At 68.6% G+C, this 24,071-nt stretch carries 28 protein-coding genes; 20 read left to right on the top strand and 8 right to left on the bottom strand.

Annotated elements, in window-relative coordinates:
* Positions 1 to 9: 9 nt before the first annotated feature.
* The 3 genes from proC to C1Y63_RS10335 all read left to right on the top strand — a co-directional run bounded on the left by proC (position 10) and on the right by C1Y63_RS10335 (position 1,540).
* A complete protein-coding gene (gene proC, locus C1Y63_RS10345) occupies positions 10 to 831 on the top strand; it encodes a pyrroline-5-carboxylate reductase (protein ID WP_106016376.1) in 822 nt (273 codons plus the stop codon).
* Between the two features lie 174 nt (positions 832 to 1,005).
* Complete coding sequence (locus C1Y63_RS10340; protein ID WP_106016375.1) at positions 1,006 to 1,197, top strand: helix-turn-helix domain-containing protein; 192 nt, start codon at positions 1,006 to 1,008, stop codon at positions 1,195 to 1,197.
* A 241-nt stretch (positions 1,198 to 1,438) separates the two neighbouring features.
* Positions 1,439 to 1,540 carry a 30S ribosomal protein bS22 gene (locus C1Y63_RS10335; protein WP_003855542.1) on the top strand — a complete coding sequence of 34 codons (102 nt, stop codon included), beginning with the start codon at positions 1,439 to 1,441 and terminating at the stop codon, positions 1,538 to 1,540.
* Between the two features lie 130 nt (positions 1,541 to 1,670).
* On the opposite strand, the gene C1Y63_RS10330 is transcribed toward C1Y63_RS10335, so the two are convergent.
* Entirely contained in the window at positions 1,671 to 2,696 is a 1,026-nt protein-coding gene (locus C1Y63_RS10330) for an HAD family phosphatase (RefSeq protein WP_106016374.1), read from the bottom strand.
* Between the two features lie 100 nt (positions 2,697 to 2,796).
* Here C1Y63_RS10330 and C1Y63_RS10325 point away from each other — a divergent pair, with 100 nt between their 5' ends.
* From C1Y63_RS10325 to C1Y63_RS10250, 16 genes are all read left to right on the top strand, one after another.
* On the top strand, positions 2,797 to 3,036 hold the full coding sequence (locus C1Y63_RS10325) for a glutaredoxin family protein (protein ID WP_106016373.1): 240 nt from the start codon (positions 2,797 to 2,799) through the stop codon (positions 3,034 to 3,036).
* 188 nt (positions 3,037 to 3,224) lie between these two features.
* A complete protein-coding gene (locus tag C1Y63_RS10320) occupies positions 3,225 to 4,481 on the top strand; it encodes a glutamyl-tRNA reductase (RefSeq protein ID WP_106016372.1) in 1,257 nt (418 codons plus the stop codon).
* An 18-nt stretch (positions 4,482 to 4,499) separates the two neighbouring features.
* On the top strand, positions 4,500 to 5,351 hold the full coding sequence (hemC, locus tag C1Y63_RS10315; RefSeq protein ID WP_106016371.1) for a hydroxymethylbilane synthase: 852 nt from the start codon (positions 4,500 to 4,502) through the stop codon (positions 5,349 to 5,351).
* Between the two features lie 105 nt (positions 5,352 to 5,456).
* Entirely contained in the window at positions 5,457 to 7,109 is a 1,653-nt protein-coding gene (locus C1Y63_RS10310) for a uroporphyrinogen-III synthase (RefSeq protein WP_106016370.1), read from the top strand.
* A gap of 146 nt (positions 7,110 to 7,255) precedes the next feature.
* Positions 7,256 to 8,185, top strand: coding sequence for a porphobilinogen synthase (hemB, locus tag C1Y63_RS10305; RefSeq protein WP_369831046.1), 930 nt, complete (start codon positions 7,256 to 7,258; stop codon positions 8,183 to 8,185).
* Complete coding sequence (locus C1Y63_RS10300) at positions 8,166 to 8,615, top strand: hypothetical protein (RefSeq protein WP_146128933.1); 450 nt, start codon at positions 8,166 to 8,168, stop codon at positions 8,613 to 8,615. The genes hemB and C1Y63_RS10300 overlap by 20 nt, the downstream gene beginning before the upstream one ends.
* Before the next feature lie 57 nt (positions 8,616 to 8,672).
* Positions 8,673 to 9,716 (top strand): uroporphyrinogen decarboxylase, encoded by a 1,044-nt coding sequence (gene hemE, locus C1Y63_RS10295; protein WP_106016367.1) that lies wholly within the window; start codon positions 8,673 to 8,675, stop codon positions 9,714 to 9,716.
* A gap of 31 nt (positions 9,717 to 9,747) precedes the next feature.
* Positions 9,748 to 11,085 carry an FAD-dependent oxidoreductase gene (locus C1Y63_RS10290; RefSeq protein ID WP_106016366.1) on the top strand — a complete coding sequence of 446 codons (1,338 nt, stop codon included), beginning with the start codon at positions 9,748 to 9,750 and terminating at the stop codon, positions 11,083 to 11,085.
* 12 nt (positions 11,086 to 11,097) lie between these two features.
* Positions 11,098 to 12,393: a glutamate-1-semialdehyde 2,1-aminomutase gene (hemL, locus tag C1Y63_RS10285; protein WP_106016365.1), complete on the top strand. Its 1,296-nt coding sequence runs from the start codon at positions 11,098 to 11,100 to the stop codon at positions 12,391 to 12,393.
* Complete coding sequence (locus C1Y63_RS10280) at positions 12,390 to 12,878, top strand: histidine phosphatase family protein (protein ID WP_106016364.1); 489 nt, start codon at positions 12,390 to 12,392, stop codon at positions 12,876 to 12,878. Before hemL ends, C1Y63_RS10280 begins: the two co-directional genes overlap by 4 nt.
* 122 nt (positions 12,879 to 13,000) lie before the next feature.
* A complete protein-coding gene (locus C1Y63_RS10275; RefSeq protein WP_106016363.1) occupies positions 13,001 to 13,564 on the top strand; it encodes a TlpA disulfide reductase family protein in 564 nt (187 codons plus the stop codon).
* Positions 13,561 to 14,340 (top strand): cytochrome c biogenesis CcdA family protein, encoded by a 780-nt coding sequence (locus C1Y63_RS10270; protein WP_106016362.1) that lies wholly within the window; start codon positions 13,561 to 13,563, stop codon positions 14,338 to 14,340. The genes C1Y63_RS10275 and C1Y63_RS10270 overlap by 4 nt, the downstream gene beginning before the upstream one ends.
* A gap of 132 nt (positions 14,341 to 14,472) precedes the next feature.
* A complete protein-coding gene (locus tag C1Y63_RS10265) occupies positions 14,473 to 15,954 on the top strand; it encodes a cytochrome c biogenesis protein ResB (protein ID WP_106016361.1) in 1,482 nt (493 codons plus the stop codon).
* 43 nt (positions 15,955 to 15,997) lie between these two features.
* Complete coding sequence (ccsB, locus tag C1Y63_RS10260) at positions 15,998 to 16,867, top strand: c-type cytochrome biogenesis protein CcsB (RefSeq protein WP_106016360.1); 870 nt, start codon at positions 15,998 to 16,000, stop codon at positions 16,865 to 16,867.
* Positions 16,867 to 17,259, top strand: coding sequence for a hypothetical protein (locus tag C1Y63_RS10255; protein ID WP_106016359.1), 393 nt, complete (start codon positions 16,867 to 16,869; stop codon positions 17,257 to 17,259). Before ccsB ends, C1Y63_RS10255 begins: the two co-directional genes overlap by 1 nt.
* Positions 17,260 to 17,264: 5 nt before the next feature.
* A complete protein-coding gene (locus C1Y63_RS10250) occupies positions 17,265 to 18,815 on the top strand; it encodes a cutinase family protein (protein WP_158256150.1) in 1,551 nt (516 codons plus the stop codon).
* Here the strand turns inward: C1Y63_RS10250 and C1Y63_RS10245 are convergent.
* Together C1Y63_RS10245 and C1Y63_RS12870 are read right to left on the bottom strand one after the other, a co-directional pair.
* A complete protein-coding gene (locus C1Y63_RS10245) occupies positions 18,765 to 19,142 on the bottom strand; it encodes a helix-turn-helix transcriptional regulator (RefSeq protein ID WP_233195683.1) in 378 nt (125 codons plus the stop codon). The genes C1Y63_RS10250 and C1Y63_RS10245 overlap by 51 nt on opposite strands.
* Before the next feature lie 15 nt (positions 19,143 to 19,157).
* Positions 19,158 to 19,325 (bottom strand): hypothetical protein, encoded by a 168-nt coding sequence (locus tag C1Y63_RS12870; RefSeq protein WP_199189108.1) that lies wholly within the window; start codon positions 19,323 to 19,325, stop codon positions 19,158 to 19,160.
* 25 nt (positions 19,326 to 19,350) lie between these two features.
* Here C1Y63_RS12870 and C1Y63_RS10240 point away from each other — a divergent pair, with 25 nt between their 5' ends.
* Positions 19,351 to 19,653: a DUF4229 domain-containing protein gene (locus C1Y63_RS10240; RefSeq protein ID WP_369831044.1), complete on the top strand. Its 303-nt coding sequence runs from the start codon at positions 19,351 to 19,353 to the stop codon at positions 19,651 to 19,653.
* 18 nt (positions 19,654 to 19,671) lie between these two features.
* Here C1Y63_RS10240 and C1Y63_RS10235 read toward each other — a convergent pair whose 3' ends face one another.
* From C1Y63_RS10235 to C1Y63_RS10215, 5 genes are all read right to left on the bottom strand, one after another.
* Positions 19,672 to 20,544 (bottom strand): 1,4-dihydroxy-2-naphthoate polyprenyltransferase, encoded by an 873-nt coding sequence (locus C1Y63_RS10235; RefSeq protein ID WP_106016356.1) that lies wholly within the window; start codon positions 20,542 to 20,544, stop codon positions 19,672 to 19,674.
* A 27-nt stretch (positions 20,545 to 20,571) separates the two neighbouring features.
* Positions 20,572 to 21,699 (bottom strand): o-succinylbenzoate--CoA ligase, encoded by a 1,128-nt coding sequence (menE, locus tag C1Y63_RS10230; RefSeq protein ID WP_106016355.1) that lies wholly within the window; start codon positions 21,697 to 21,699, stop codon positions 20,572 to 20,574.
* A gap of 436 nt (positions 21,700 to 22,135) precedes the next feature.
* On the bottom strand, positions 22,136 to 22,444 hold the full coding sequence (locus C1Y63_RS10225) for a DUF3349 domain-containing protein (RefSeq protein ID WP_106016354.1): 309 nt from the start codon (positions 22,442 to 22,444) through the stop codon (positions 22,136 to 22,138).
* A 52-nt stretch (positions 22,445 to 22,496) separates the two neighbouring features.
* On the bottom strand, positions 22,497 to 22,811 hold the full coding sequence (locus tag C1Y63_RS10220) for a hypothetical protein (RefSeq protein ID WP_106016353.1): 315 nt from the start codon (positions 22,809 to 22,811) through the stop codon (positions 22,497 to 22,499).
* A 12-nt stretch (positions 22,812 to 22,823) separates the two neighbouring features.
* Positions 22,824 to 23,999: an inorganic phosphate transporter gene (locus tag C1Y63_RS10215; protein WP_106016352.1), complete on the bottom strand. Its 1,176-nt coding sequence runs from the start codon at positions 23,997 to 23,999 to the stop codon at positions 22,824 to 22,826.
* Positions 24,000 to 24,071 lie beyond the last annotated feature (72 nt).

The raw sequence follows: 24,071 nt of genomic DNA, 5'->3' as shown, positions 1-24,071 counted from the left end.
GTGTGAAAAATGACCACATGCGCAATCATTGGCGGCGGAAAAATCGGCGAAGCGCTCCTCGCGGGCCTCATCGCGGGCGGCATTCACCCCCACGACTTGAAAGTCGTCAACCGCCGCCCCGAACGCGGCCGTGAGCTGTCCTCCCGCTACGGGGTGAAGACGTTCACCGACGCCGCGGAAGCCGTCTGGCAGGTCGACGTCGTGTTCCTCTGCGTCAAACCCCACGACATCTCCACGGTGCTGGAGAGCATCCAGGATGCCGTCGACGCCAACGACAACGACACCATTGTGTGCTCGCTCGCGGCCGGCTACCCGCTGCGCGCCATGGAAGAGACCTTGAGTGCCGGCACCCCGCTGGCGCGCGTCATGCCGAACACGCCGATGCTCATCCGCAAGGGCGTGTGCGCGCTCGCGCCGGGCCGCCACCTCAACGCCGAGCAGCAGGCCAAGCTCACGAAGCTGCTGGGCATGGTTGGCACCGTGGTGCCCGTCCCGGAAAAGCAGCTCGACGCCGTCACCGCCGTGGCGGGCAGCTCCCCGGCGTACATGTACCTCTTCGTGGAGGCCATGATCGACTCCGGTGTGGCCCTCGGCCTCGACCGGGCGACCTCCCGCACCCTCGTCGAAGAATCCTTCGCCGGTGCCATCGCCATGCTCAAGGAGACCGGCCAGGAGCCCGCCACCCTCAAGGCGAACGTCACCTCGCCCGCCGGCACCACCATCGCCGCCCTCCAGGTCTTCGAGGAGGAGGCGCTGCGCGGCACCGTCTTCCGCGCCACCCACGCCTGCGCGGACCGGTGCAACGAACTGAGCTGCCAGACCCCCCACTAATCCCCCCGCCGCAACAGGGGAAACGCCAGCACCACCAGCACTGTGAGGAAAAACTTTCCCCCCGAGTCGCTTGAGTCCCAGGATTCACGGTAGGCTATTTCAAGCACGTGCGTGACGTTTTCGCAGGAGGGGAAGCCTGCGGCGCGCATCATGCTGAAGGGTTAGATAAATAACATGGCACACGAAGAAAATGGCACCTTCCTGACAGTCGCCGAGGTCGCTGAAATGATGCGCGTCTCCAAGATGACCGTCTACCGGCTCGTCCACAGTGGCGACCTGCCGGCAGTGCGCGTCGGACGCTCCTTCCGCGTCCACGAGAAGGCCGTCAACGACTACCTGCAGGCCTCGTCCTACCAGGTCGGTTAAACGCCACCCCACCAGCGCGCACCCGGAGACGTCTCCGGGTGCGCGCGCCACAACTTTTTGTTTACGCCCCACCAGTGGGGCTAAGCTTTTGTGAGCATTTGCGCCAGCACTGCTGCCGGGCTTGCCCCGGGCCGAGATGTGCACGCCGTGCCGTACCCGCCTCCCGCGTGGTGGTGGGTGCGCAGTGGTGTCGCCGGCGCACCCGCTTAAAGTAACTGCAGTCGACAAGTGAGGTTTTCTCATGGGTTCCGTGATTAAGAAGCGCCGCAAGCGCATGTCCAAGAAGAAGCACCGCAAGATGCTTCGCCGCACCCGCGTCCAGCGACGGAAGCTTGGCAAGTAAGCCTCATCACGACACAAGCCACCCGCAGGGTTTCTCCCTCGGGTGGCTTGTTTCTTTTTTCTCTCCGGTGCGGGGTGCCTGCCGTGGAGTGCGCCGCTAGGACCGCGGCGCAGGCGCCCCTGCCGCGCTGCTAGCGGCGCAGCACGCGCCAGCCGCCCATGGAGAACGCGGCGGCGATGAGTGCGGGCAGGCCGAACTTGCTCACGGCTTTGCGGACGTTGCGGAAGTCGCGGATCTCCCAGCCGCGGGCGAGCGCTTCCTTCCGCAGGGGGCGGTCGGGGTTGATGGCGACCGCGGTGCCGACCATGGTGAGCATCGGCATGTCGTTGATGGAGTCGGAGTAGGCGGTGCAGCGCTCCAAGTCGAGGCCTTCGATGGCGGCCAGGGCGGCGACGGCGTGCTGCTTGCCGGGGCCGTGGAGGATGTCGCCGATGAGGCGGCCGGTGAACACCCCGTCGCGGACCTCGTTGACGGTGCCCAGGGCGCCGGTGAATCCGAGGCGGCGGGCGAGGATCTGCGCGAGCTCCACCGGGGTGGCGGTGACGAGCCATACCTGCTGCCCGGCGGCGATGTGCTGGTTGGCGAGCTCCGCCGTGCCGGGCCAGATGCGCTCCACCATTTGGGAGTCGACGATCTCCTCGCACAGGGCGACCATTTCGTCGACGCGGCGCCCCCGGATGAACTCCAGGGCCTGCTCCCGCCCGGAGGCCACGTCGTCGGCGTTCTCGGAGCCGGTGATCCGGAACTTCAGCTGCTTCCACGCGATCGGTGCGAGGTCGCGCAGGCGGAAGTATTTCCGCCGCCACAGCCCCACGGCGAAGGTGACGATCGAGGCGCCCTGCACGAGGGTGTTGTCGACGTCGAAGAAGGCAGCCGCCCCCGGCTCCTGCTGAATCGCCGGGTCGGGTTTGGTGAGCTGCTGCCCGCCGGCCGCCTGGTAGGCGCCCGCCACCGACTCGATGCCGGAGGTGAAATCCTCCAGCCCGATACCGAACGCCTGCTCCACGGCGGCGGCGGCCGCGGCCTCGCCGGCGGCGCGCTGCGTGGAGGCATCAATCGGGGGCAGGACGACGTCTTCCAAGAATCGGCGCAGGTTGCCGTGGGACGCCGCCCAGTGGGCGAGAAACTCCTCGGGGGTGCGGGGCGGGATGTTCACAGGGGTGGGGACCTTCTACACAAAAAAGGGGGAGCGGGGCTGGCACCCATGTTATAAGCTCCCCGGTGGAAACACGCCGTGGAGAGAAGGTGGCTGACCCATGAGCACACATGAGGTGGAACTTATTGTTCGCGAGGGCTGCGGCAGTTGCGTGCGGGTGCACGAGCAGATCGCCCCGATTGTGGCCGCCCACGGGGCGCGGCTGGTGGTCGTCGACATCGCCGACGATGAGGACTACCGCTTCGACTTTGGTGACCGGGTGCCGGTGGTGCTCGTCGATGGGGAGGAGATCGCGGCCTGGGAAGTCGACGAGGAGCGGTTAGTGTCTGCTTTGTTGTAGGCCCCGCAGGCGCCCGTCTACGGTGAATCACACGAATCTAAAGTGACCGCGCGTATCCAACCAAAGATGGACCCGGTCTTTGCTAGGGTTAGCCAGAAGCTAACCGCCGGCACCCGTGCCGTGGGCCCGACACCACCAGTCGGCCGCCAAGTTGAAGCCAAACATCGTCGCAAAGGAGCGTGTGTGGAGTGAGCGTGCTGGTCGTGGGCATGTCCCACCGCTCCGCTCCCGTCGATGTCCTCGAACGGGTCAGCATGGACGAGGACACCACGAAAGCGACGACCACGGCGCTCGTGGCCGCCCCCTCGCTCAGCGAGGCGATGATCGTCTCCACCTGTAACCGGGTGGAGGTCTACGCCGTGACCAACAGCTTCCACACCGGGGTGGGCGATGTGGTGGCCGCCCTCCACGACGTCAGTGGCGTCGATGTCGATACCCTGCGCCAGCACCTCTACGTCCGCTACGCGGATGCCGCCGCCGAGCACGTGCTGCGGGTGGCCGCGGGCCTGGATTCCATGGTCATGGGGGAGCAGCAGATCATCGGCCAGGTGCGCGGCGCGTACACCGCCGCCCACGAGGTCGGCACCGTGGGCCCCGCCCTGCACGCCCTGTCGCAGGCGGCGCTGCACACCGGCAAGCGCGTCCACTCGGAGACCGACCTCAACGAGGCGGGGCCGTCGATGGTGACCTTCGCCCTCGCGGAGGCGCTGCGGCTGCGCGGGTGGGAGAGCTTCGCCGGGAAGCGGGCACTGATCTTGGGCGCGGGTGTCATGGCCTCGCTGGCGGGCAGCCACCTGGCGAAGGGCGGGATCGAGCACATCATCTACGCGAACCGCACCCGCAGCCGCGCTGATTCCCTCGTGGAGCACGCCCTCGCCGCGGGCACGCAGGCGTCTGCCGTGGACTACGCGGCCCGTGCCGCCGTGTACGGCGACGTCGACGTCATCGTCTCCGCCACGGGCGCGGATACGCACACGGTGGCGGCGGCCGACCTGCCGCACGGCCACGAACTGACGCTGATTGACCTGTCGATGCCGCGCGACATTGACGACAACGTCCAGGACCACGGCGGCGTCATCCTCGTCAACATTGAGCACCTGCACACCCAGGCCCGCGCCGATGACGCCACTGGCAAGCAGGCCGCCGAGGATATCGTCGCCGCGGAGCTCGCCGCCTACTCCAGCGCCCAACGCGTTCTCGATGTGGTGCCCGCCGTGGCGGCCCTGCGGCGCCACGCCGCCGACATCGTCGCCGCCGAACTCGAGCGCCTCGACGCCCGCACCCCCGGCATGGGGGACAAGGAGCGGGAGGAAACCCACCGGGCGTTGCACCGCGTCGTCGACAAGCTGCTCCACCAGCCGACGGTGGCCGTCAAAGACCTCGCCGCCCGCTCCGCGAGCGTCTCCTACGATCAGGCGCTGCAAGAACTCTTCGGACTCGACTAACCCCCAAGGACCCTCCTCGTGCACACCCCCCGCATCGGTACCCGCGGCTCCCAACTCGCCACCACCCAGACCGGGCACGTGGCGGACATGCTGCGCTCCCACGGTTTGGACACCCAGCTGGAGATCATCACCACCCCCGGCGACCTGTCCCAGGCGCCGGTGGAACGCATCGGGGTGGGCGTGTTCACCCAGGCGCTGCGGGAGGCGATGGCCGAGGGGCGTTGCGATATCGCCGTGCACTCCTTCAAGGACCTGCCGACGGCCCGCGACCCCCGCTTCCACCTCGTGGTGCCGCCGCGCGAGGACGCCCGCGACGCGCTCGTCGCGCGCGATGGGCTCACCCTGGACACCCTGCCGCAGGGGGCAACCGTCGGCACGAGTGCCCCGCGGCGGGTGGGGCAGCTGCGGCGGCTGCGCCCGGACCTCGACATCCGGCCCCTGCGCGGCAACATTGATTCCCGCATGCGGCGGGTGAGCGATGGCGACCTCGATGCCGTGATCCTGGCGGCGGCGGGGCTGCGCCGCATCGGCCTGGAGCCTGAGTGCGTGCTCGACCCGGAGGTGTTCCTCCCCGCCCCCGCCCAAGGGGCACTGGCGGTGGAATGCCGGGTGGAGGATGCCGAGCTGGTCGCCGCCCTCGACGCGATCGCCTGCCCGGAGGCCACCGCCTGCGCGCTCGCGGAGCGTGAGGTGCTCGCCATCCTGGAGGCCGGCTGCACCGCCCCCATCGCCGCCCACGCCACCGTCGACGGTGACGTCATGCGGCTGGTCGGCGGCATCTTCGGCGAGACGGTGCGCCGCCACGAGGCCACCGGCACCGACCCGCGGGCCCTCGCCGCAGAGGTTGCCGGCGCACTCCGCGGCGAGTAGTAGCGAAAACTGCGACAAACCCGTACGCTGAGACGGTTACACCCCGCGCACTGCGTCGCGGGGTGTTGGTACGCCAGACGACCCGACGTGAAGAAGCACCCCACCATGACCCACCCCGCCCCCGGCACCGTCATTTTCGTCGGCGCAGGCCCGGGAAACCCGGACCTGCTGACCGTCCGCGCCCGCGACGTCATGGCCCGGACCCGCCGCGCGCTGGTCGATCCACGGGTGCACGCCGGTGTGCGCGAGAAAATTGCCGGCGACGTCCACGTCACCGCCGAACAGCTCGCCCAGTGGGAGGCCGACTACGCCGCCCTGTGCGAGGAGCACAAGGCCGCGGGTGTCCGCCGCCGCCCCCCGAAACCGCCGGCACCCAGTGCCGCCCTCATCGAAATCACCGACGCGCCCGCGGCGGACGTCGTGGCCCGGCTGGTGGAGCTCGCCGCCGGCGGGGATGACGTCATTCGCCTCGTGCCGGGCAACCCGCTGACCAGTGATGCGGTGCTCAAGGAAATTGATCTGCTCACCCAGGCCGGCCACCACTTCCAGGTGGTGCCGGGCATGAGCGTGCCGTCGACGGTGCCCGCCTTCGCGGGCATCGGGCTGGGCTCCACCTACACCGAAACTGACGTCCGTGGCGATGTTGATTGGGAGGCGCTGGCCGCCGCCCCGCAGCCGCTCGTGCTGCTCGCCGACAGTGAACACCTGGCGGGGATTGCTACTGGGCTGACGGACGCGGGCCTGGCCGCCGCCACCCCGGTGAGCGTGACCGTGCACGGCACGACCCGCCTGCAGCGCACCCACGATCTCACGATCGGCACCCTGGCGAAGCTGGACGCGGACCTGCCGGGCGAGCTCGTCGTCACCGTCGGCCGGGAGGTCGGGGAGCGCACCAAGTACTCCTGGTGGGAAAACCGCGCCCTCTACGGGTGGCGGGTGCTCGTGCCGCGGGCCAAAGAGCAGGCGGCGCCGATGTCGACCCGGCTGGCGACCCACGGGGCGATCCCCATGGAGGTGCCGACGATCTCCGTGGAGCCGCCCCGCAACCCGGCCCCCATGGAACGCGCCGTCAAAGGCATCGTGGAGGGCCGCTACCAGTGGATTGCGCTGACGAGCGTCAACGCGGTCAACGCGCTGTGGCAGAAGATGACCGAGTTCGGGCTCGACGCCCGCTCCTTCGCGGGCGTGCACATTGCCGCCGTCGGCACGAAGACCGCCGAGGCGATCCGTGGCCTGGGGCTCACCCCGGAGCTGCTGCCCGCCCGCACCCAGCAGAACGCCGCCGGCCTGGTGGAGGTGTTCCCCGACTTCGATGAGGACCTCGACCCCGTGGGCCGGGTGCTGCTGCCCCGGGCGGACATCGCCACCGATGTGCTCGTGCAGGGGCTGCAGGGGCTCGGCTGGGAGGTCGACGACATTGTCGCCTACCGCACGGTGCGGGCCGCCCCGCCCGCCCCGGAGATTCGCGACATGATTAAAACCGGCGGCTTCGACGCCGTGTGCTTCACCAGTGCCTCCACCGTGAAAAACTTGGTAGGCATCGCTGGCAAGCCGCACGCCCGCACCATCATCGCCGCGATCGGCCCTATGACCGCCGCCGCGGCCCGCGATGCGGGCCTGCGGGTGGACGTGCAGCCCGAGGAAGCGACCGTGCCGGCGCTCGTGGACGCGCTCGCCGCGCACGTGGCCGCCCTGCGGGCCGCCGACCAGCTGCCGCCGCCGAAGAAGAAACGCCGCCGCGACACCCGCTCGACGTAAGACACGCATCAACCGCACGCGGCGCACGCATGTCGGACGCCACCGGGCTTATCCGGGCTTATCCGGGCTTATCATCGGGCACATCAAGGAGTAACGACGTGAACCATCCCACCCTGCGGCCCCGCCGGCTGCGCACCACGCCCGCGATGCGGGCCATGGTCGCGGAGACCGTGCTGCGGCCAGAAGACCTCATTTTGCCGATGTTCGTCGCCGACGGCATCGACGCCCCGGAAGAAATCCCCTCCATGCCGGGGGTCTACCGCCACACCCTGGACTCCCTTGTCGACGCCGTCGGCGAGGCGCTCGCCGTGGGCGTGCGCTGCATCGACCTGTTCGGCGTGCCGCGGGACGAGGACAAAGACGAGCTCGGCTCCGTCGCGTGGGCGGCGGATGGCATTTTGAACCGGGGTATCCGGGCGGTGCGGGAACGCTTTGGCGATGAGGTCATCGTCATGGCGGATACCTGCCTGGATGAGTTCACCACCCACGGGCACTGCGGGGCGCTCGACGACGAGGGCCGGGTGGATAACGATGCCACGCTGCCGTTGTACTGCCAGATGGCGGTCTCCCAGGCCGAGGCCGGGGCGCACATCGTCAGCCCCTCGGGCATGATGGACGGCCAGGTCGCCGCCATCCGCGCGGCCCTCGACGCCGCTGGCCACGAGGACGTGGCGATCATGGCGTACTCGGCGAAATACGCCTCGGCGTTCTTCGGGCCCTTCCGCGACGCAGTCGGCAGTTCCCTGCACGGCGACCGCCGCACCTACCAGCAGGACCCGGCGAACTTCCGGGAATCGCTGCGCGAAGTCGAACTCGACATCGCCGAAGGCGCGGACTTCGTCATGGTGAAGCCGGCGCTCGCGTACCTCGACGTGGTGCACGCGGTCGCCGAGTTCTCCCCGGTGCCGGTGGCGGCGTACCACGTGTCCGGCGAGTACGCGATGGTGAAAGCCGCGGCCGCCAACGGGTGGATCGACGGCGACGCCGTCATGAAAGAAGCGCTGCTCAGCATCAAGCGGGCCGGCGCCAACCAGATTCTCACCTACGCGGCCGTCGATGTTGCCCGTCAGCTCTAAGGGACTCGTCGGCGCGGTTGCCGCCGTGGAGGTCGTGCGCGTCATCGTCCACACGGCGGCGATGCTGCTGTACCCCGAGGCGCAACTCGCCGCGGTGGGGGAGGTGCCCGGCGCCACGGAGACCATGCTGCGCGCCTCCGTGACCATTGCCGCCGTCGTCATGGGTGTGCTTGGTTGCGCCCTCGCCGTCGGCGTCGGTGTCCTCGCGGCCGGTGTGCAGCGCACCCAGCGGCTGCGGCTCGGCGTCGTCGTCGGCTTCTACACCTACTATGTGCTGCGGATGGTGGCGGTGTTTCTGCCCGCGGACCCGATTGTGCCGCCGTGGGCGGTGTACGTGGAGGGGGTGCTCAGCATCCTTGTCGGTGTGGGCGCCATCGTGGCGCTCGTGGCCACGCTGCGTTCTCCATCGAAAGATGGAACCGACTCCTGAGCCATAAGGTGGCCCTGTCTTTCGCTAAGGAATGAGCCTCGGGCATAATTGGCCACCATGAGACGCCACATTCCCGACGCGCCATACGTGCAGGCCGCCCGCGGCGAAACACCCACCCACACCCCGGTGTGGTTCATGCGCCAGGCCGGGCGCTCCCTGCCCGAATACCGCACAGTGCGCGAAGGGGTCGCGATGCTCGACTCCTGCTTCATGCCGGACCTCCTCGCCGAGATCACCCTGCAGCCGGTGCGGCGCCACGGCGTCGACGCCGCGATTTTGTTCTCCGACATTGTGGTGCCGCTGAAAGCAGCCGGCGTCGACGTCGATATCGTCCCCGGCACCGGGCCCGTCATCGCTCACCCCGTCCGCACCCGCGCCGACGTGGACTCCCTGCCGCAGCTGGACGACACGATCGCGGCCCTCGGGGAGGGCATTGGCTTGATCCTCGACGAGCTGGATGACCGCACCGCGCTCATCGGCTTCGCGGGCGCCCCCTTCACCCTGGCGAGCTACCTCGTCGAGGGTGGGCCCAGCCGCAACCACGAGCGCACGAAGGCGCTCATGCACACCGACCCCGCCACCTGGCACGCCCTCATGGAGCGCCTCACGCCGACGGTCATCGCCTTTTTGCGGCAGCAGATCGACGCCGGCATCGATGCCTTGCAGCTCTTTGATTCCTGGGCGGGCTACCTCGCGCCCCACGACTACGCGGAGCACGTGTTGCCCTACTCGACGGAGATCCTCGCCGCGGTTGCTGAGGTGCCGCGCAGCCACTTCGGCGTGCAGACCGGGGAGCTGCTGGGGCTCATGGCGGACGCCGGCCCCGACATCCTCGGCGTCGATTGGCGCACCCCGCTGGATCTCGCCGCCCGCCGCGCCGGCCGTCCCTTGGTGCTGCAGGGCAACCTCGACCCGGCGCTGCTTTTTGCCGACGAGGACACCCTCGCCCGGGAGATTGGCCGCATTCGCGCGGAGGCCCGGCGTGCCGTGGCGGAGGGTACCGCCCGCGGCCATATCTTCAACCTGGGGCACGGGGTGCTGCCCACCACCGACCCCGATGCCATCACCCGCGCCGTGGAACTCGTCCACGCCGCAGACTAACGCAGACTCACTTCGCCCAAGGACTCCCCATATGGATATCGCCATCATTGGCGCCGGCCTCGCCGGGCTGACCGCCGCCTACGAGCTCGCCGACCACACCGTCACCGTGTTTGAGGCGGACGAGCGCATCGGCGGCAAGCTGCACACCGTGCCGTTCAGTGCCGGTCCGGTCGACATGGGCGCGGAGGCGTTCCTCAACTACCGGGCGGATGCCCGCGAGTTCTTCGACTCCCTCGACCTGCCGCGCGTCTACCCCTCGCAGGCCACCCCCGCCGTCTACGCGCTCGGCGCCCTGCAGGCGCTGCCGATGGCGGACACCATCATGGGTATCCCGGCGTCCTCGGAGGCGGTGGCCCACCTCGTCAGCGAGGAGACGGCCCGCCGCATTGACGAGGACCGGGAGGTCCAGTGGGAGGCCGGCGGCGATCGCAGCCTCGGGGAGCTCGTCGCCGAAGCCTACGGCCGGGACCTGGTGACCCGCCTGGTGGATCCGCTGCTCGGCGGGGTGTACTCCTGCCTCGCCGACGACCTGGGGGTGCGGGCCACCGTGCCGGCGCTCGCCGGCGCCTTGGACGCCCAGGAAGGGCCGGTGCGGCTGGGTGCTGCGGTGCGCGCCGTGCTCGACGCCCGCCCGCCCCGCAACCCCGATAACCCCATCTTCGGCACCTTCCCCGGCGGCTACAAGGACCTGTACGAGACTCTCGCGGAGCGTTCCGGGGCGGAGATCTACCTCGGGGAGTTCATCACCGCGATTACCCCCACAGCATCCGGCCGCTACGAGGTCGCGGGCCGGGAATTCGACCGCGTCATCCTCGCGGTGCCCGCGCCGACGGCCGCGGCCCTGCTGCGGCAGGCCAACCCCGAGGCCGCCGCGGAACTCGCCCAGATCCGCCTGGCCAGTAGCGCCGTCGTCGGTTTCCGCTTCGCCTCCGACGAGGGGCTGCCGAACAACTCCGGCATCCTCGTCGCCACCGACGCGGGCTTGAGCGCGAAGGCGTTCACCTTCTCCTCCCGCAAGTGGCCGCACCTCGCGGCCGGCGGTGGGGCGCTCGTGCGGGCGAGCTTCGGTCGCTTCGGCGACGACGCGATCACTCGCGCCGAGGAGGAAGAGCTCATCGATACCGCCCTGGCCGACCTGGAGACCATCACCGGATTCGCCCCCGACCGGGACACCATCACCGACATTTACGTGCAGCGCTGGTTCGGCGGCCTGCCGCGCTACGACCACGAGCACCTGGCCCGCGTGGAGCGCATCCGCGGCCACCTCGAATCCACCCCCCATCTCGCGGCCATTGGCGCCTGGAATGGTGGTGTCGGTGTGCCCGACGTCATCGCGGGGGCCCGTGCCGCCGCCGCCCGCATTCGCTAGGCTTAGGAACCCATGAACACCAGCAATAGTGCCCACTGGCTCGCCACCGCCCGCACCGTCACCCCCGGCGGGGTGAATTCCCCCGTCCGCGCCTTCGGCAGCGTCGGCGGCCAAGCCCGCTTCATCGCGGAGGCGGCGGGCTCCCACCTCGTGGACGTCGATGGCAACACCTACATCGACCTGTTCTGCTCCTGGGGGCCGATGCTCATGGGGCACGCCCACCCCGCCATCGTCGACGCCGTCCAGCAGGCCGCCGCCCGCGGCCTGTCCTACGGCGCGCCGACCACGGGGGAGGTGGAACTCGCCCAGGAAATCGTGGGTCGCACCAGCGTGGAGGAAGTCCGCCTCGTCAACTCTGGCACCGAGGCCACCATGAGTGCCGTGCGCCTGGCGCGCGGTTTCACCGGCCGCCCCCTGGTGCTCAAGTTCGCCGGCTGCTACCACGGCCACGTCGACTCCCTCCTCGTCGACGCCGGCTCCGGGGTGGCGTCCTACTCGCTGCCGAACAGCCCCGGCGTGACCGGCGCGGTCGCCGCCGACACCCTCGTCGTGCCCTACAACGACATCACGGCCGTGGAGGAAGCCTTCGCCGCCCACGGCGACAAGATTGCCTGCATCATCACCGAGGCGGCCGCCGGCAACATGGGCACCGTCGCCCCGCAGGACAACTTCAACGCCAAGCTCAAGGACATCGCCCACCGCCACGGCGCGCTGCTCATCATCGACGAGGTCATGACCGGCTTCCGCACCTCGTACTCCGGGTGGTACGGCGTCGATGGGGTTGCGGGCGATCTCACCACCTTCGGCAAGGTGGTCTCCGGTGGGCTTCCCGCCGCCGCCTTCGGTGGCCGCCGCGACATCATGAGCATGCTGTCACCCACCGGCCCCGTTTACCAGGCGGGCACCCTGTCCGGAAACCCCGTCGCCGTCGCGGCCGGGCTCACCAGCCTGCGGCTCGCCGACGAGGCGGTCTACACGGCCGTCAATACCAACGCCGACCGGTTGCACCGGCTTGTGAGCTCCGCGCTTGACCGCGAGGGCGTGGCCCACCACATTCAGCGGGCCTCCAACATGCTTTCCGTGCGCTTCGCCGAGGGCGAGGGCCACAACTTCGCCGACATGCAGGCCGCCGACACGTGGCGCTTCCCGCCGTTCTTCCACGCGCTGCTCGACAACGGGGTGTTCGTCTCCCCGTCGGTGTTCGAAACCTGGTTTGTCTCCAGCGCGCTCACGGACGAGGACTTCGCCCAGATTGAGCGGGCACTTGTGCCTGCGGCGAAGGCCGCGGCGGCCGCGACGCCGGCATGACGTGGACGGTCGTCCACCTCGTCGCCGTCGGCGAGGTCGATAACCCCCACCGCCTCGCCCCCGGCTGGCACATGGGCTTCCCGCTCACCGAGACCGGTGTCGCCCACGCCCAACGCATCGCGGCGCTGCTCAGCGACCATGATGTGGTGTACCTCTCCGCATCCCCGCTCAGCCACGCCCGGGACACGGCGCAGATTTTCTCCCGGGTCCTCGGGCTGCCCATCGGTGTCGATGAGGGGCTGCTGGAGGTCGGCGACATGGACGAAGGCCAGCGGCAGCGCCGCATCGCTCGCAAGGAACCCTCCGCCGATGTTTACAGCCGGCTCATGGACGCCGTGGAGCGCGCCCACCTCGAAGCCGACGGCCACGAAGCGGTCCTCATCACCCACCCGCAGGCGCTGGGGATTGCCCGCCGTCACCTCGGCGGGCGGGGCCCGCTGGTGAGCATCGTCTTCGACGGGGAACGCATCGCCCACGTCGTCTAAAAGGGGCGCGGGTGGCAGACCCGGGTGGTGGGTTGTCGCCGCGGCGGGTGCCCCTCACAGGCGGGCCACAGGTTGGCCCTATAGTGTGTGGGTGTTTTGTGTTCGTCAACAGTGAGGGAGTTATGCGCCACAGCGGAATCTTGGCCATCGTGGCCGCAGGCGTGCTTCTCGCCGGGTGCCAGGCACCGGAGAACCAGGCGACAACCTTCCAGTTCTACGCCCCCGGCGGGCAGACCGTCATCACCTACCCGGAGGACGAGCGCACTCCCATCGGCGCGTTTGAGGGGCCGGACCTCATGGACGACACCCACACCATCAGCCTCGCCGACTTTGAGGACCAGGTCGTGGTCCTCAACGCCTGGGGGCAGTGGTGCGGGCCCTGCCGCACCGAAAGCGACGACCTGCAAGAAGTACAAGAAAAGATCGCGCCGCGCGGCGGCACGATCCTCGGCATCAATGTCCGCGACTACAACATCTCCCAGCCGCAGGACTGGGTGCGGGACAATGGCCTGAGCTACCCGAACATCTACGACCCGCCGTTTAAGACTGCGGCCGCTCTGGGCGGGGTGCCGGCGTCGGTGGTGCCGACGACCATTGTGCTGGACCGGCAGCACCGCCCGGCGGTGGTGTTCCTGCAGGAGATCACCGCCCAGCAGCTGCTGGACGCGGTGGAGCCGCTGCTATGAGCGCCCACGCCTTCGCCGAGACCGCGGCCCACGGCCCGCTGCTGCTGGCGCTGCTGGCGGCCGCGGCCGCCGGGCTGGTGAGTTTCGCCTCCCCCTGCGTCATCCCCCTGGTGCCCGGGTACGTGTCCTACCTGGCGTCGATCGTCGGCGGCAGCGTGGAGTTCCGCGACGGCCAGCCGGTGGTCTCCCGGCACCGCTACCGGGTGGTTGCTGCCGCGGGGTTGTTCGTGGCTGGCTTCACCGTCATCTTCGTCCTCGGCACCGCCACCGTCTTCGGGGCGATCAGCGCGCTCACCCTCAACGGGGAGTGGCTTATGCGGCTGGGCGGTGTGGTCACGATCCTCATGGGGGTCGTGTTTTTGGGCTTCATCCCCGCCCTGCAGAAGGAAGCCCGCTTCCATCCGAAGGCATGGTCGACGTGGCTTGGCGCGCCCCTGCTGGGCGCGGTGTTCGCGCTCGGGTGGACGCCGTGTCTGGGGCCGACGCTCGCGGCGATTATTTCGATCTCTGCCGGCACGACCGGCATGACGGCCGCCCGCGGGGTGCTCCTCATCGTCGCCTACTGCGCGGGCCTCGGGGTGCCCTTCCTGCTCGCCGCCGTCGGTTCCGCGCGGGCGCTCAAAGGCATCGACTGGCTGGGGCGGCACTCTCGCACCCTGCAAACCATCGGTGGTGTGTTGCTCATCTGTGTCGGTCTCGCGTTGGTGACGGGCCTGTGGGGCCACGTCGTCGATGTGGCCCGCCAGTTCGCGTACACGGGCACCACAGCCCTATAAAACAAAAAGACAAACCAAGCTTGGACCAAGCGACCAAGCGAAAGAATTAAAGGCCGGTTTTCTCGGCTGCGTGAAGGAAAACGTGTTGTGGTTGTTCGTTGGGTAAAGCTCGCGTGGCGCTGGTTGACGTCGATGCGGACGGCGCTGGTACTGCTGTTCCTCCTCGCCCTCGGCGCGATCCCGGGTGCGCTGCTGCCGCAGCGCTCCCTCAACCAGACGAAGGTGCAGGAGTTCCTCGACACCGGCGGCCGGGTCGCAGAAATCTACGACCGCCTGCAGCTGTTCGACGTGTTTTCCTCGCAGTGGTTCACCGCGATCTACGTGCTGCTGTTCATCTCCTTGATTGGCTGCATCATTCCCCGCTCGGTGGAGCACTACCGTGCCTACCGCCGCCCCGCGGTCGCCGCCCCGAAGAACTTGGCCCGCCTGCCGCACCACGCCGCAGGTGACGTGGACGGCGATGCGGAAAGCCTGGTGCGGGACGCGGCTACACAGTTCCGCGGCTGGAAAACCACCATCGTGGCGCCTGAGCAGGACCGCGCCGGCGGCTGGTCGCTGTCCGCGGAGAAGGGCTACACCCGGGAGCTGGGCAACCTGGTGTTCCACCTCGGGATCGTCGGCATTTTGGCCTCCATGGGGTTCGGCAAACTCATCGCCTACGAAGGGCAGGTCATCGTCATTGCCGATGGCAGCCAGTTCTGCAATACGGCGGTGGCGAACTTCGACGACATGCGCGGCGGGGCACTGTTCGACGGCACGACGCTCAACCCCTTCTGCGTGCAGGTCGAGGACTTTACCGCCGACTACCTGCCCAACGGGCAGGCGGAGCAGTTCACCTCCCACATCGCCTACGCCGAAGGCGAGGGTGTGTTCGCCCCCGTGGAGGACTGGTCGACGTATACCCTGCGGGTCAACCACCCGCTGCGGCTCGGCGGGGACCGGATCTACCTCCAGGGGCATGGTTTCGCCCCGACGGTGACGGTGACCTGGCCCGGCGGGGAGCAGCGCACCCAAACCATCCAGTTCCGGCCTGATGATGCCACCACCTTCCTGTCCAGTGGTGTGCTCCGCTTCGACCCGCCGGCGGGCATGTACCCGGACCCCTATGAGCGCCGCCAGCACCAGCTGGCGATCCAGGGGCTGTTCGCGCCCACCGCCCACTTCGAGGGCACCTTGCTCACGAGCGCCTACCCGGCGCTGACGAACCCGGCGCTCGCCGTCGATATTTATCGCGGTGATGTGGGCTTGGATTCCGGCAAGGGGCAGAACATTTTCTCCCTGGATTCCGCCCAGCTGCACTCGGGTGCCCTGCAGAAGATCGACCGGGTCAACCTCACCGCCGGCGAGACGGTCACCCTCGACGACGGCACGACGGTGACCTTCGATGGCGCCAAGGAGTTCGTCAACCTCCAGATCAGCCACGACCCCACTCAGATCTGGGTGCTGGTCAGCGCGGTGGCGATGGTCGGCGGACTGGTCACGAGCGTGCTGGTGAAACGCCGCCGTATCTTCGTCCGCGTCAAGGATGGCCGCATGGAGGTCGGTGGCCTGTCGCGCACCGATGCGGCCGGCTGGGGTGAGGAATTCCAGCGCATCTCCGCCGCCCTGCTGTAGAGTCCCACGAATCGTCTCCCTGTTGTTTTGAAAGGACGCGCCCGTGCCCGTCGACACTAATTTGGCGAACTTTTCCGACTTGGCGTACCGCACCGCCATCGCCATCTACGCCCTCGCACTCGTGCTCAGCGCGGTGGGCTATGTGCGCAGCGCCCGCGCGCAGGCCGCGAGTGCGAAGAAATTCGCGGGCATGACGCAGTCGCTCGTGTGGCTGGGCATCATCGTGCACGCCGCTTCCGTGGTGTTGCGCGGGTTGTCGGTGTCCCGGTTCCCGTGGGGCAACCTGTACGAGTACATTTCGCTGACGATGCTGCTGTCGATGGCGGTCGCAGCACTCATCTTTGCCCGCTCGGATTACCGCATCCTGTGGTCGTGGGTGCTGGCCCCGGTCATTGTGTTGATGTTCTACGGGGGCACGAAACTCTACGCCGAGTCTGCGCCCGTGGTGCCCGCGCTGCGGAGCTTCTGGCTGCCGGTGCACGTCTCCGTGGTGTCCATCGGCACCGGCCTCGGCTTGGTGAGCTCCGTGGCGAGCATCCTGTTCATCCTGCGCTCGAGCAGCAATGAGCGCCTGCAGCGCTGGTGCGCGCCGCTGCCGCCGGCAGAGCGGCTTGATGCGATTGCCTACCGCACGGCGGTGGCGACGCTGCCGGTGTTCGGTTTGGGCATCATCCTCGGTGCGGTGTGGGCGGAGGCCGCGTGGGGTCGCTTCTGGGGCTGGGACCCCAAGGAGGTCATGGCCCTGGTGACCTGGCTGCTCTATGCCGCGTACCTGCACGCCCGGGCGACGACGGGGTGGAAGAAGACGACGTCGGCGTGGATCAACGTCATCGCCTTCGTGGCGATGCTGTTTAACCTGCTGCCGATCAACCTCTTCGTCTCCTCCCTCCACTCCTATGCGGGGTTGAACTAATGCTGGCGCCGTTCTCCTTGGGCCCGGGGCCCCACATCTATCGTTTTTCCTCCTTTGCGGAGACCACCGGGTTCCCCATGGATGTCGCCGCCATCGACATCGTCGATGCGCCGTGTGAGTTCCCGGCGCCGCCGGTGCCGGTGGTGCGGATCCTGCTGCCGCTGGACGGCGCGGTGGTGGCGGCCGGGGGCGAAGAATTTGTAGGCGCTGTGTGCGTGCCCCCGGGGCACGCGATTGCGTGCCGCGGTGCGGGGCGGGTCGTGGTGCTCTCCAGCGAGGAGGACCCGGGTGCGGGGGACCCTGCGAGTGAGGACGAGGTCGATGCGGCGATCTCCTCCTGGCGCGACATGTGGGCGCTTGCCAACGCGGAGGCCTCCGAGACGCTAAGTTAGTGGGCGTGCGCCCTGCTCTTCGTTTTGTGCTCAGCCTGCTCCTCGTCGCTCTCGTTGTGCCCGCGCCCGCCGCGCGGGCCGCAACGCTGCACTGCGGGGAGGACCTTTTGCTCATCGTCCGGGGTTCCTCGGAGGCACCCCAGGGGGAGCAGCCCACCACCCTGACCTACCAGCAGGAGGGCGATGATTTGTTCGCCCGCCCCCTGGCGGAGGACCCCACGGGCTCGGGGCGTTTGGGCGAAGCAGCGCTGGCGTACATGCCGCAGGGGGATGCCAAGATCGCGGCCCTGGTGTACCCGGCGACCGCGATCCGCTACAAGGGTGGGGTCACGCCGACCCTGGATAACTTCCACGCCTCCGCAGCCCTCGGCGCGGAGCATCTCCTCGCCGCGCTGCGGACCCTCATTGAGCCCTGCGGGGCGAACCCGCCGCACATTGTGGTCACCGGATATTCGCAGGGTTCGGACGTCATCAACATTGCGATCTCGAAGTCGGTGGATTCAGGCGACACGCACCTGGTGGACACGGTGGCGAAGTTCGTGCAGCTGGCGGATCCCTCCCGCCGCGCCTACGGGCCGGAAAACGACGCCGCCCTGGTGAGCATGGCGCCGACGAACCCGGTGGGTGGCGTGTCCCGGGCGGTGACGACCGGCGTGCAGTACGACCTGGTGCTGCCAAGCTTGGATGTGTACCGCGACCGGCATGCGGAGAAGTTCTCCAACTATTGCGTGCCCGGGGATTTGGTGTGCGATACCCGCTCGGTGGAGGCGTGGCGCGGGGTGACCCTCCACGTGTTGTACGACAATTTCACCGCCCGCTGCGCGGCCGCCGGCGGCCACTACACCCAGTTCCTCGATTGCTTGTATGTGGATGTGCGCCAGGCGCTGCACCCGGGATCCCAGATCACCCCGATTACGGATAATCCTCAGGTGGCGGTGGGGCCGGGCTGGTTCAACATGACGCTGTCCCGGGGCCTGCGCGATGAGTTGCAGCGGCAGAACGTCGACGTGGTGGTGCGCAACATGCTGGGCATCGCCATCGGCCAGGGCCATTCGACGATCCGCGCGGCAGGTTCGGGGAGTGTCTCCGCGCTCATGCCGCTGCTGCCGGCGGGGCCGGTGATCCTCGACATCGTGGTCGACGGCAAGACGGTGGAGTCGCTGCCGGCGCGGTATGAGTACCTCTCCCGGGAGAATTACACCGCGGTGTATGTGCAGCCCGACGGGGAGGATGTGGCGGCGATTGGGGCGCCCGTCCGGGAGCAGTTGACGAGCTGGGATACCCCCTTCGAGCAAAGGATGGAGCTCGTGCGCTCCATCTTCGGCCACGAGGCCGTCGATGTGCTGCGCCTGTGGTTCGGCTACGTCTACCGCTACGGCTGGGATGAGGAGCACGCGGAGCAGCTCACGGAGCTCAACCGCTCCGGCGAAATCTACCCCGTGGACAGCCAGGACGGCGACCGGTTGCGGCCGCTCATCGCACTCATGACGGACGTGCAGCAGGCCCTAGGGTTGGATGTGCTCAAGTTCCTCAACACGGTGGCCAGCGTCCTCTAGGAAGCGGCACGGCACCGCCAGGGAGCGGATGAGCGCGTTGAGCTGCGCGAAGCGGCGCGGGTCGACGTGGTAGTGGGCCCACTTGCCGTGCTGGTGGCGGTGCACCAGGCCCACGGCCACGAGTCGTTTCATGTGGTGCGTCACCGTCGGCGGCGCGAGCCGGAGGGCCTCGGCGAGCTCGTGGGAGCAGATGTGTTCCTCCCCGCGGCCCGCCACTACGTACAGCAGCTTCAGGCGCGTCGGGTCGGAGATCGCCCGAAACAGGTCAGCTGCCTGCTGGGTGAGCCCTTGGGGGAGTGTCTGCACGTCGGCCATGAGATTCGACATACATACAGGATAGCCTTAATTGTCTTCTTGGCGTTTCTTTCGGGCGTCGCGTTCCAACTTCCACAGGAATTCCTCATCATCGTCCGGTCCCTTGATGGCCGGCGGCACCGGGCGCGGGCGGAACGCCACCCACAGGGCGTAGGCGGTGGCGAGGATGAGCAGGAGGAGAATCAGGCGTCCCATAGCTTTACAGACTAACGTGGTGGGGGTGACTGAACCGATTGTAGACCCCGCCCTGCGGCGCCAAGCCCGCACCGATATCGCCCTCTACGGGGCGGCACGCCTGCTGTTGTTCGTGGTGTTGACCGTGGTGATTCAGGCGGTGGCGTGGGCGGTGGGCGCCCAGGTGCCGCTGGTGATGAGCGCGCTGCTCGCGCTGCTGGTGGCGTTCCCGCTGTCGATGTTTGTCTTCAAATCCCTGCGGCTGCGGGTGACCCGGGAGGTCGCCGAGTGGGACGCGCAGCGCAAGGCTCACAAGACGTGGGTGAAGGAGCAGCTGGAAGGCCGCTAGAGGGCTGCTAGAGGGCCGCTAGAGGGCCAGGCCGACGGCGGTGAGGATCGTCCAGACGAGCATCGCCCGCCCCAGCAACCCCAGCACGGGGATGAGTGCCGGGCCCTGCGCCCCCCGGTAGATGGGCAGCCCGGCGGCCGCCGCGAGCGGCAGCGCCGCCACCGCGAGCAACGCTGCGGGGTGGGCGGGCCCGAACGCGGTGGTGAGCACAAAAGGCAGCGCGGCGAGCAGCATCCACAGTGTGCGTGCGCGCCCGTCCCCGAGGGTGACGGCGAGGGTGATTTTCCCGGCCTCACGGTCGGAGGGGATGTCGCGAATGTTGTTCGCGAGGTTCACCCCGGAGCTAAAGCAGCCGACCGCCACCGCGCAGAGCACCCCGGCCCCGGTGATGGTGTGGGCTTGGGTGTATTGGGTGCCGAGGACCGCGACGAGTCCGAAGAACACGAAGACGGCGAGCTCCCCGAAACCCCGGTAGCCGTAGGGGTTGTCGCCGCCGGTGTAGAACCACGCGGCCAGCACGCAGACGACGCCGACGGCGATGAGCCAGGGCGCGCCCGCGAGGAGGCTGAGCAGAATGCCGGCAGCACCGGCGACGCCGAAGGCGGCGAAGGCCGCGAGTTTCACGGCACTCGGGGTGGCGGTGCCGGAGCCCACGAGCCGCAGCGGCCCGGAGCGCTCGTCGTCGGTGCCGCGAATCCCATCCGAGTAGTCGTTGGCGTAGTTCACCCCGACGATGAGCGCCCAGGACACAATCGCCGCGAGGAGTGCCCGCCCGAGATCGAAGCCGCCCGCAGCAGCGGCGGCCCCGGAGCCGGCGATCACGGGGGCGAAAGCGTTGGCCCAGGTGTGGGGGCGGGCGCCCTGGTACCAGGCGGCGAGTGTGTCAGTCATAACGCCCCATTTTAGAGCAGCCGCGGTTTAGAACAGTCGGGCGACGGCTGCGCGGTCCACCTTCCCCGGCCCCGTGGTGGGCAGCTCGTCGAGCCGCAGGAGTCGCTTGGGGATGAGGTAGGCGGGCTGCTCGTCGAGGGCGGCCAGCACTTCCGCGGCGCGCGCAGGTCCCGTGTACGCCGCCGCGAGCATCTGCCCGAGGCGCGCATCCGGCAGGCCGACCGCGCAGGCGTCCCGCACCCCGGGAAGGGTGCGCAGCGTGGCCTCGACGACCTCGGGCTGGATTTTCATGCCGCCGGAGTTGATGATGGCGTCGATGCGGCCGGTGATCTCCAGGCGGCCGTCCGTGATGCGGCCGGCGTCGCTGGTGGCGTACCAGCCCTCGGCGAAGGGGTTGGGCGTGATGGGGTTGCGGTAGCCGGCGGCCACCATCGGGCCGCCGAGGTAGACGCGGCCGCCGGTGATGCGGACCCGCGCGCCGGGCAGCGGCAGGCCGTCGTAGACGCAGCCGCCGGAGGTCTCCGAGGAGCCGTAGGTGGCGACCACCCGGATGCCGAGTTTCTCGGCGCTGGCCCGCACGTCCTTATCGAGCGGCCCGCCGCCGATGAGGATCGCCTCAAAGAGCCGTAACGCACGAATACCTTCGAGGGTGTCCATCGCCTTGGCGAGCTGCATGGGCACGAGCGCCGTGTATAGGGCAGTGCCGGAGGCAGTGGCTGCCTCGGCAGCGGCCGTGGCGGCCGTGGCGAACGCTCGCACCGAGAACCCGCCCGAGACGTCGAGCACGACAGGCTCAGTCCCCGCCACGAGGCTGCGGGTGAGGACCTGGATGCCGGCAATGTGGTGGGGTGGCAGCGCGAGCAGCCACTGCCCCTCCCCGCCAAGCCGCTGGTGGGTGGCGTCCGCGCTGGAGATGAGGTTTTCCGGGGTGAGTAGCGCCCCCTTCGGCGTGCCCGTCGACCCCGAGGTCGGCACTACGACGGCGATCTCCGGGTCGATGTCCTCGCCCGCCCGCAGCAGCCGCGCCAGCCCCTGGGGGTCCCCCGGTGGCAGCGGCAGGATGGTGTCCACCCCGCTGAGCGCGCCCCGCAGCGCCTCGAGTGTGGCATCAGTCCGTGCGGGGTGGAAGGTGGTGGCGTGCAGGCGGGGCGACATAATCACTCACTGTAAGCAATGACAAACGCCCGCCCCAGCAAGGGGGCGGGCGTGTCTCGAGTCGGATTAGTTGGCTTCACCAAGGACGGCCAGCGGGGTGGCGGCGGCGAAGGGCTCGAAACCGAACCATGCAACAAACTTCGAAACGTAAGAAGCCATCGTAAACGGCCTCCTTTCAGACTCTAACGACCAGCTGTAGGGTTACGGCCAATGGTGGGTAACCGGTTTAGTTGGTCTTTCTCAAGTATTTGGTTGGCCCCATTGTACACACCTCTCGCGAGAGTGCAACTCGACACGGCCGCGCCGGAGGCGCTGCCCCCGCCCGCGAGTGCCCCGGAGCATGAAAAAAGCCCCGACGCGGAGTCGGGGCGTGGGTGCAGCTGAGGCTGCACCCGGGGGAGAAGCGGAGTCTGCGGCCGGTCCTGCGGCGGCGTTGCTAGTCCTGCTCGCAGAGGTGCGCCAGCAGGTCCTGGATGCGGTCGATGTCTTTTTGCTCCGGGGTCTGCATCTCCAGGCGCTCGATGAGCTCCCGGATTTCCTCGTCGCTGGCCTCCGCGGCTTTTGCGAGCCCGCGCTGCTCAATAAGCGCTTTGGCGATGGCGCGGCGGTCCGCATCGTTGAGGTTCCGCTTGAGCACATAGGTGATGGCACCGGCATCCGCGTCCGGCACCCCATGGGGATAGCCTTCCCGCAACCAGTCCAGGAAGCGGGCGACGTAGTTCTTGCCGTGGGGATGGTCGTGCATGTCGGGGTGCCTTCGCTGCTCAGGGTGGGCGGTGGGTACTCGACGTTTCAGTCTAGTGGCCGGGGCTGCCGCCGCCTACCTCAGTGCCGAAGATGTCGAGGCCGAAGGAATCGTAGATGACGGCCTTGGTGATCCACAGGATGCCGATGAGGATGGCGGCCGCGATGATCGCGAAGAACACGTAGCCGAGCGCCCTGCTTACGGGGTTGGGCTGGTGGTGGCCGATGACGTTGCCCTGGGCGTCGAGTTCGTCGACGGGGGCGGCAAAGCGGATGCCGAGGGCGAACAGGGCGGGCAGGCCCGCGCCGAGGACGAGGCCCGCGAGGAGCACCTCGCCGAGGTTGTGCAGCATGTCGGGGATGTTCATGGGGGGATGTCCTTATCCGGCGGCGACGGCGGAGGCGTCGTCCCAGTCGTTGTTCACGTTGTCGGCGTGAATGGGGGCCTTGCGGGACTGCAGGAACATGTACCCGGAGGCGGCCAGCAGGATGATGAAGGCGACGAGCACGCCGCCGAGCTCACCGGTGGCCAGGCCCACGAGGTGGGCGACCCACCAGGTGGCCAGGCCGACGAGGGCGGCACAGGGCAGGGTGATGACCCAGGCGGCGGCCATGCGGCCGGCAACGCCCCAGCGCACCTCAGCGCCCTTGCGGCCGAGCCCGGTGCCCATGATGGAGCCGGTGGCGACGTGGGTGGTCGACAGGGCCATGCCGAAGTGGGAGGAGGTCAAGATGATGGCGGCCGAGGAGGTTTCGGCGGCCATGCCCTGCGGGGAGTCGATCTCCACGAGGCCCTTGCCGAGGGTGCGGATGACGCGCCAGCCGCCCATGTAGGTGCCGAACGCGATCGCGAGCGCACAGGTGGCCTTCACCCAGAAGGGGATGGTGGCGTCCTCGGAGAGGTAGCCGGTGGCCACCAGCGCGAGGAAGATGACGCCCATCGTTTTCTGCGCGTCGTTGGTGCCGTGAGCCAGCGACACCAGGGAGGCGGAGCCGACCTGGCCCCAGCGGAAGTAGCGGTTCTTTTCCTGCTCCTGCACGCGGGTGGTGAAGCTGTAGACGAGCTTGGTGCCGACGGCGGCGACGATGCCCGCGATGACCGGGGAGGCCAGCGCCGGGAACACGACCTTGGCGAGCACGCCATCCCACATCACGCCCGAGGCGCCCAGGGAGGCGAAGGTGGCGCCGATGAGGCCGCCGAACAGGGCGTGGGAGGAACTCGAGGGGATACCCAGCAGCCAGGTCAGCAGGTTCCACAGGATGCCGCCGACCAGGCCGGCGAAGACGACGAGGAGGAGTTTGTGGGCGTCGGCCTCAATGTGGAGGTCGAAGCGTTTGAGATCCACGACGCCTTTGGCGACGGTGGTGGCGACCTCGACGGAGAGGAACGCGCCGATGAGGTTCAGCGTCGCCGACAGGCCGACGGCCACCTTGGGCTTGAGTGCGCCGGTGGCAATGGAGGTTGCCATGGCGTTGCCCGTGTCGTGGAAGCCGTTGGTGAAGTCGAAGGCCAGGGCGGTGGCCACGACAATAGAGAGGATGATCAGCTCGGTCACATCTGTCGAGTATGCCGGATGTGCTGAGGGCAAAAAACTCCACAGAGCTTGCAATCGGTCACATTCGGACAC

Source organism: Corynebacterium sp. 13CS0277 (assembly GCF_002994655.1).
GTDB lineage: Bacteria > Actinomycetota > Actinomycetes > Mycobacteriales > Mycobacteriaceae > Corynebacterium.
The sequence above is the reverse complement of the archived record's forward strand: the minus strand, read 5'-3'. Positions and strand labels throughout refer to the sequence as shown.

Excerpts from the sequence above, each read along its gene's own strand:
- C1Y63_RS10310 (WP_106016370.1), top strand. The coding sequence starts at position 5,457 with ATGACCCACCCCGCCCCCGGCACCGTCATTTTCGTCGGCGCAGGCCCG.
- C1Y63_RS10255 (WP_106016359.1), top strand. The coding sequence starts at position 16,867 with ATGCTGGCGCCGTTCTCCTTGGGCCCGGGGCCCCACATCTATCGTTTT.
- C1Y63_RS10270 (WP_106016362.1), top strand. The coding sequence starts at position 13,561 with ATGAGCGCCCACGCCTTCGCCGAGACCGCGGCCCACGGCCCGCTGCTG.
- C1Y63_RS10275 (WP_106016363.1), top strand. The coding sequence starts at position 13,001 with ATGCGCCACAGCGGAATCTTGGCCATCGTGGCCGCAGGCGTGCTTCTC.
- C1Y63_RS10300 (WP_146128933.1), top strand. The coding sequence starts at position 8,166 with ATGTTGCCCGTCAGCTCTAAGGGACTCGTCGGCGCGGTTGCCGCCGTG.
- C1Y63_RS10225 (WP_106016354.1), bottom strand. The coding sequence starts at position 22,444 with ATGCACGACCATCCCCACGGCAAGAACTACGTCGCCCGCTTCCTGGAC.
- C1Y63_RS10280 (WP_106016364.1), top strand. The coding sequence starts at position 12,390 with ATGACGTGGACGGTCGTCCACCTCGTCGCCGTCGGCGAGGTCGATAAC.
- hemB (WP_369831046.1), top strand. The coding sequence starts at position 7,256 with ATGCGGGCCATGGTCGCGGAGACCGTGCTGCGGCCAGAAGACCTCATT.
- C1Y63_RS10235 (WP_106016356.1), bottom strand. The coding sequence starts at position 20,544 with ATGACTGACACACTCGCCGCCTGGTACCAGGGCGCCCGCCCCCACACC.
- C1Y63_RS12870 (WP_199189108.1), bottom strand. The coding sequence starts at position 19,325 with ATGGGACGCCTGATTCTCCTCCTGCTCATCCTCGCCACCGCCTACGCC.
- C1Y63_RS10265 (WP_106016361.1), top strand. The coding sequence starts at position 14,473 with ATGCGGACGGCGCTGGTACTGCTGTTCCTCCTCGCCCTCGGCGCGATC.
- proC (WP_106016376.1), top strand. The coding sequence starts at position 10 with ATGACCACATGCGCAATCATTGGCGGCGGAAAAATCGGCGAAGCGCTC.
- hemE (WP_106016367.1), top strand. The coding sequence starts at position 8,673 with ATGAGACGCCACATTCCCGACGCGCCATACGTGCAGGCCGCCCGCGGC.
- menE (WP_106016355.1), bottom strand. The coding sequence starts at position 21,699 with ATGTCGCCCCGCCTGCACGCCACCACCTTCCACCCCGCACGGACTGAT.
- C1Y63_RS10220 (WP_106016353.1), bottom strand. The coding sequence starts at position 22,811 with ATGAACATCCCCGACATGCTGCACAACCTCGGCGAGGTGCTCCTCGCG.
- hemL (WP_106016365.1), top strand. The coding sequence starts at position 11,098 with ATGAACACCAGCAATAGTGCCCACTGGCTCGCCACCGCCCGCACCGTC.
- C1Y63_RS10335 (WP_003855542.1), top strand. The coding sequence starts at position 1,439 with ATGGGTTCCGTGATTAAGAAGCGCCGCAAGCGCATGTCCAAGAAGAAG.
- C1Y63_RS10340 (WP_106016375.1), top strand. The coding sequence starts at position 1,006 with ATGGCACACGAAGAAAATGGCACCTTCCTGACAGTCGCCGAGGTCGCT.
- C1Y63_RS10325 (WP_106016373.1), top strand. The coding sequence starts at position 2,797 with ATGAGCACACATGAGGTGGAACTTATTGTTCGCGAGGGCTGCGGCAGT.
- C1Y63_RS10245 (WP_233195683.1), bottom strand. The coding sequence starts at position 19,142 with ATGTCGAATCTCATGGCCGACGTGCAGACACTCCCCCAAGGGCTCACC.
- C1Y63_RS10290 (WP_106016366.1), top strand. The coding sequence starts at position 9,748 with ATGGATATCGCCATCATTGGCGCCGGCCTCGCCGGGCTGACCGCCGCC.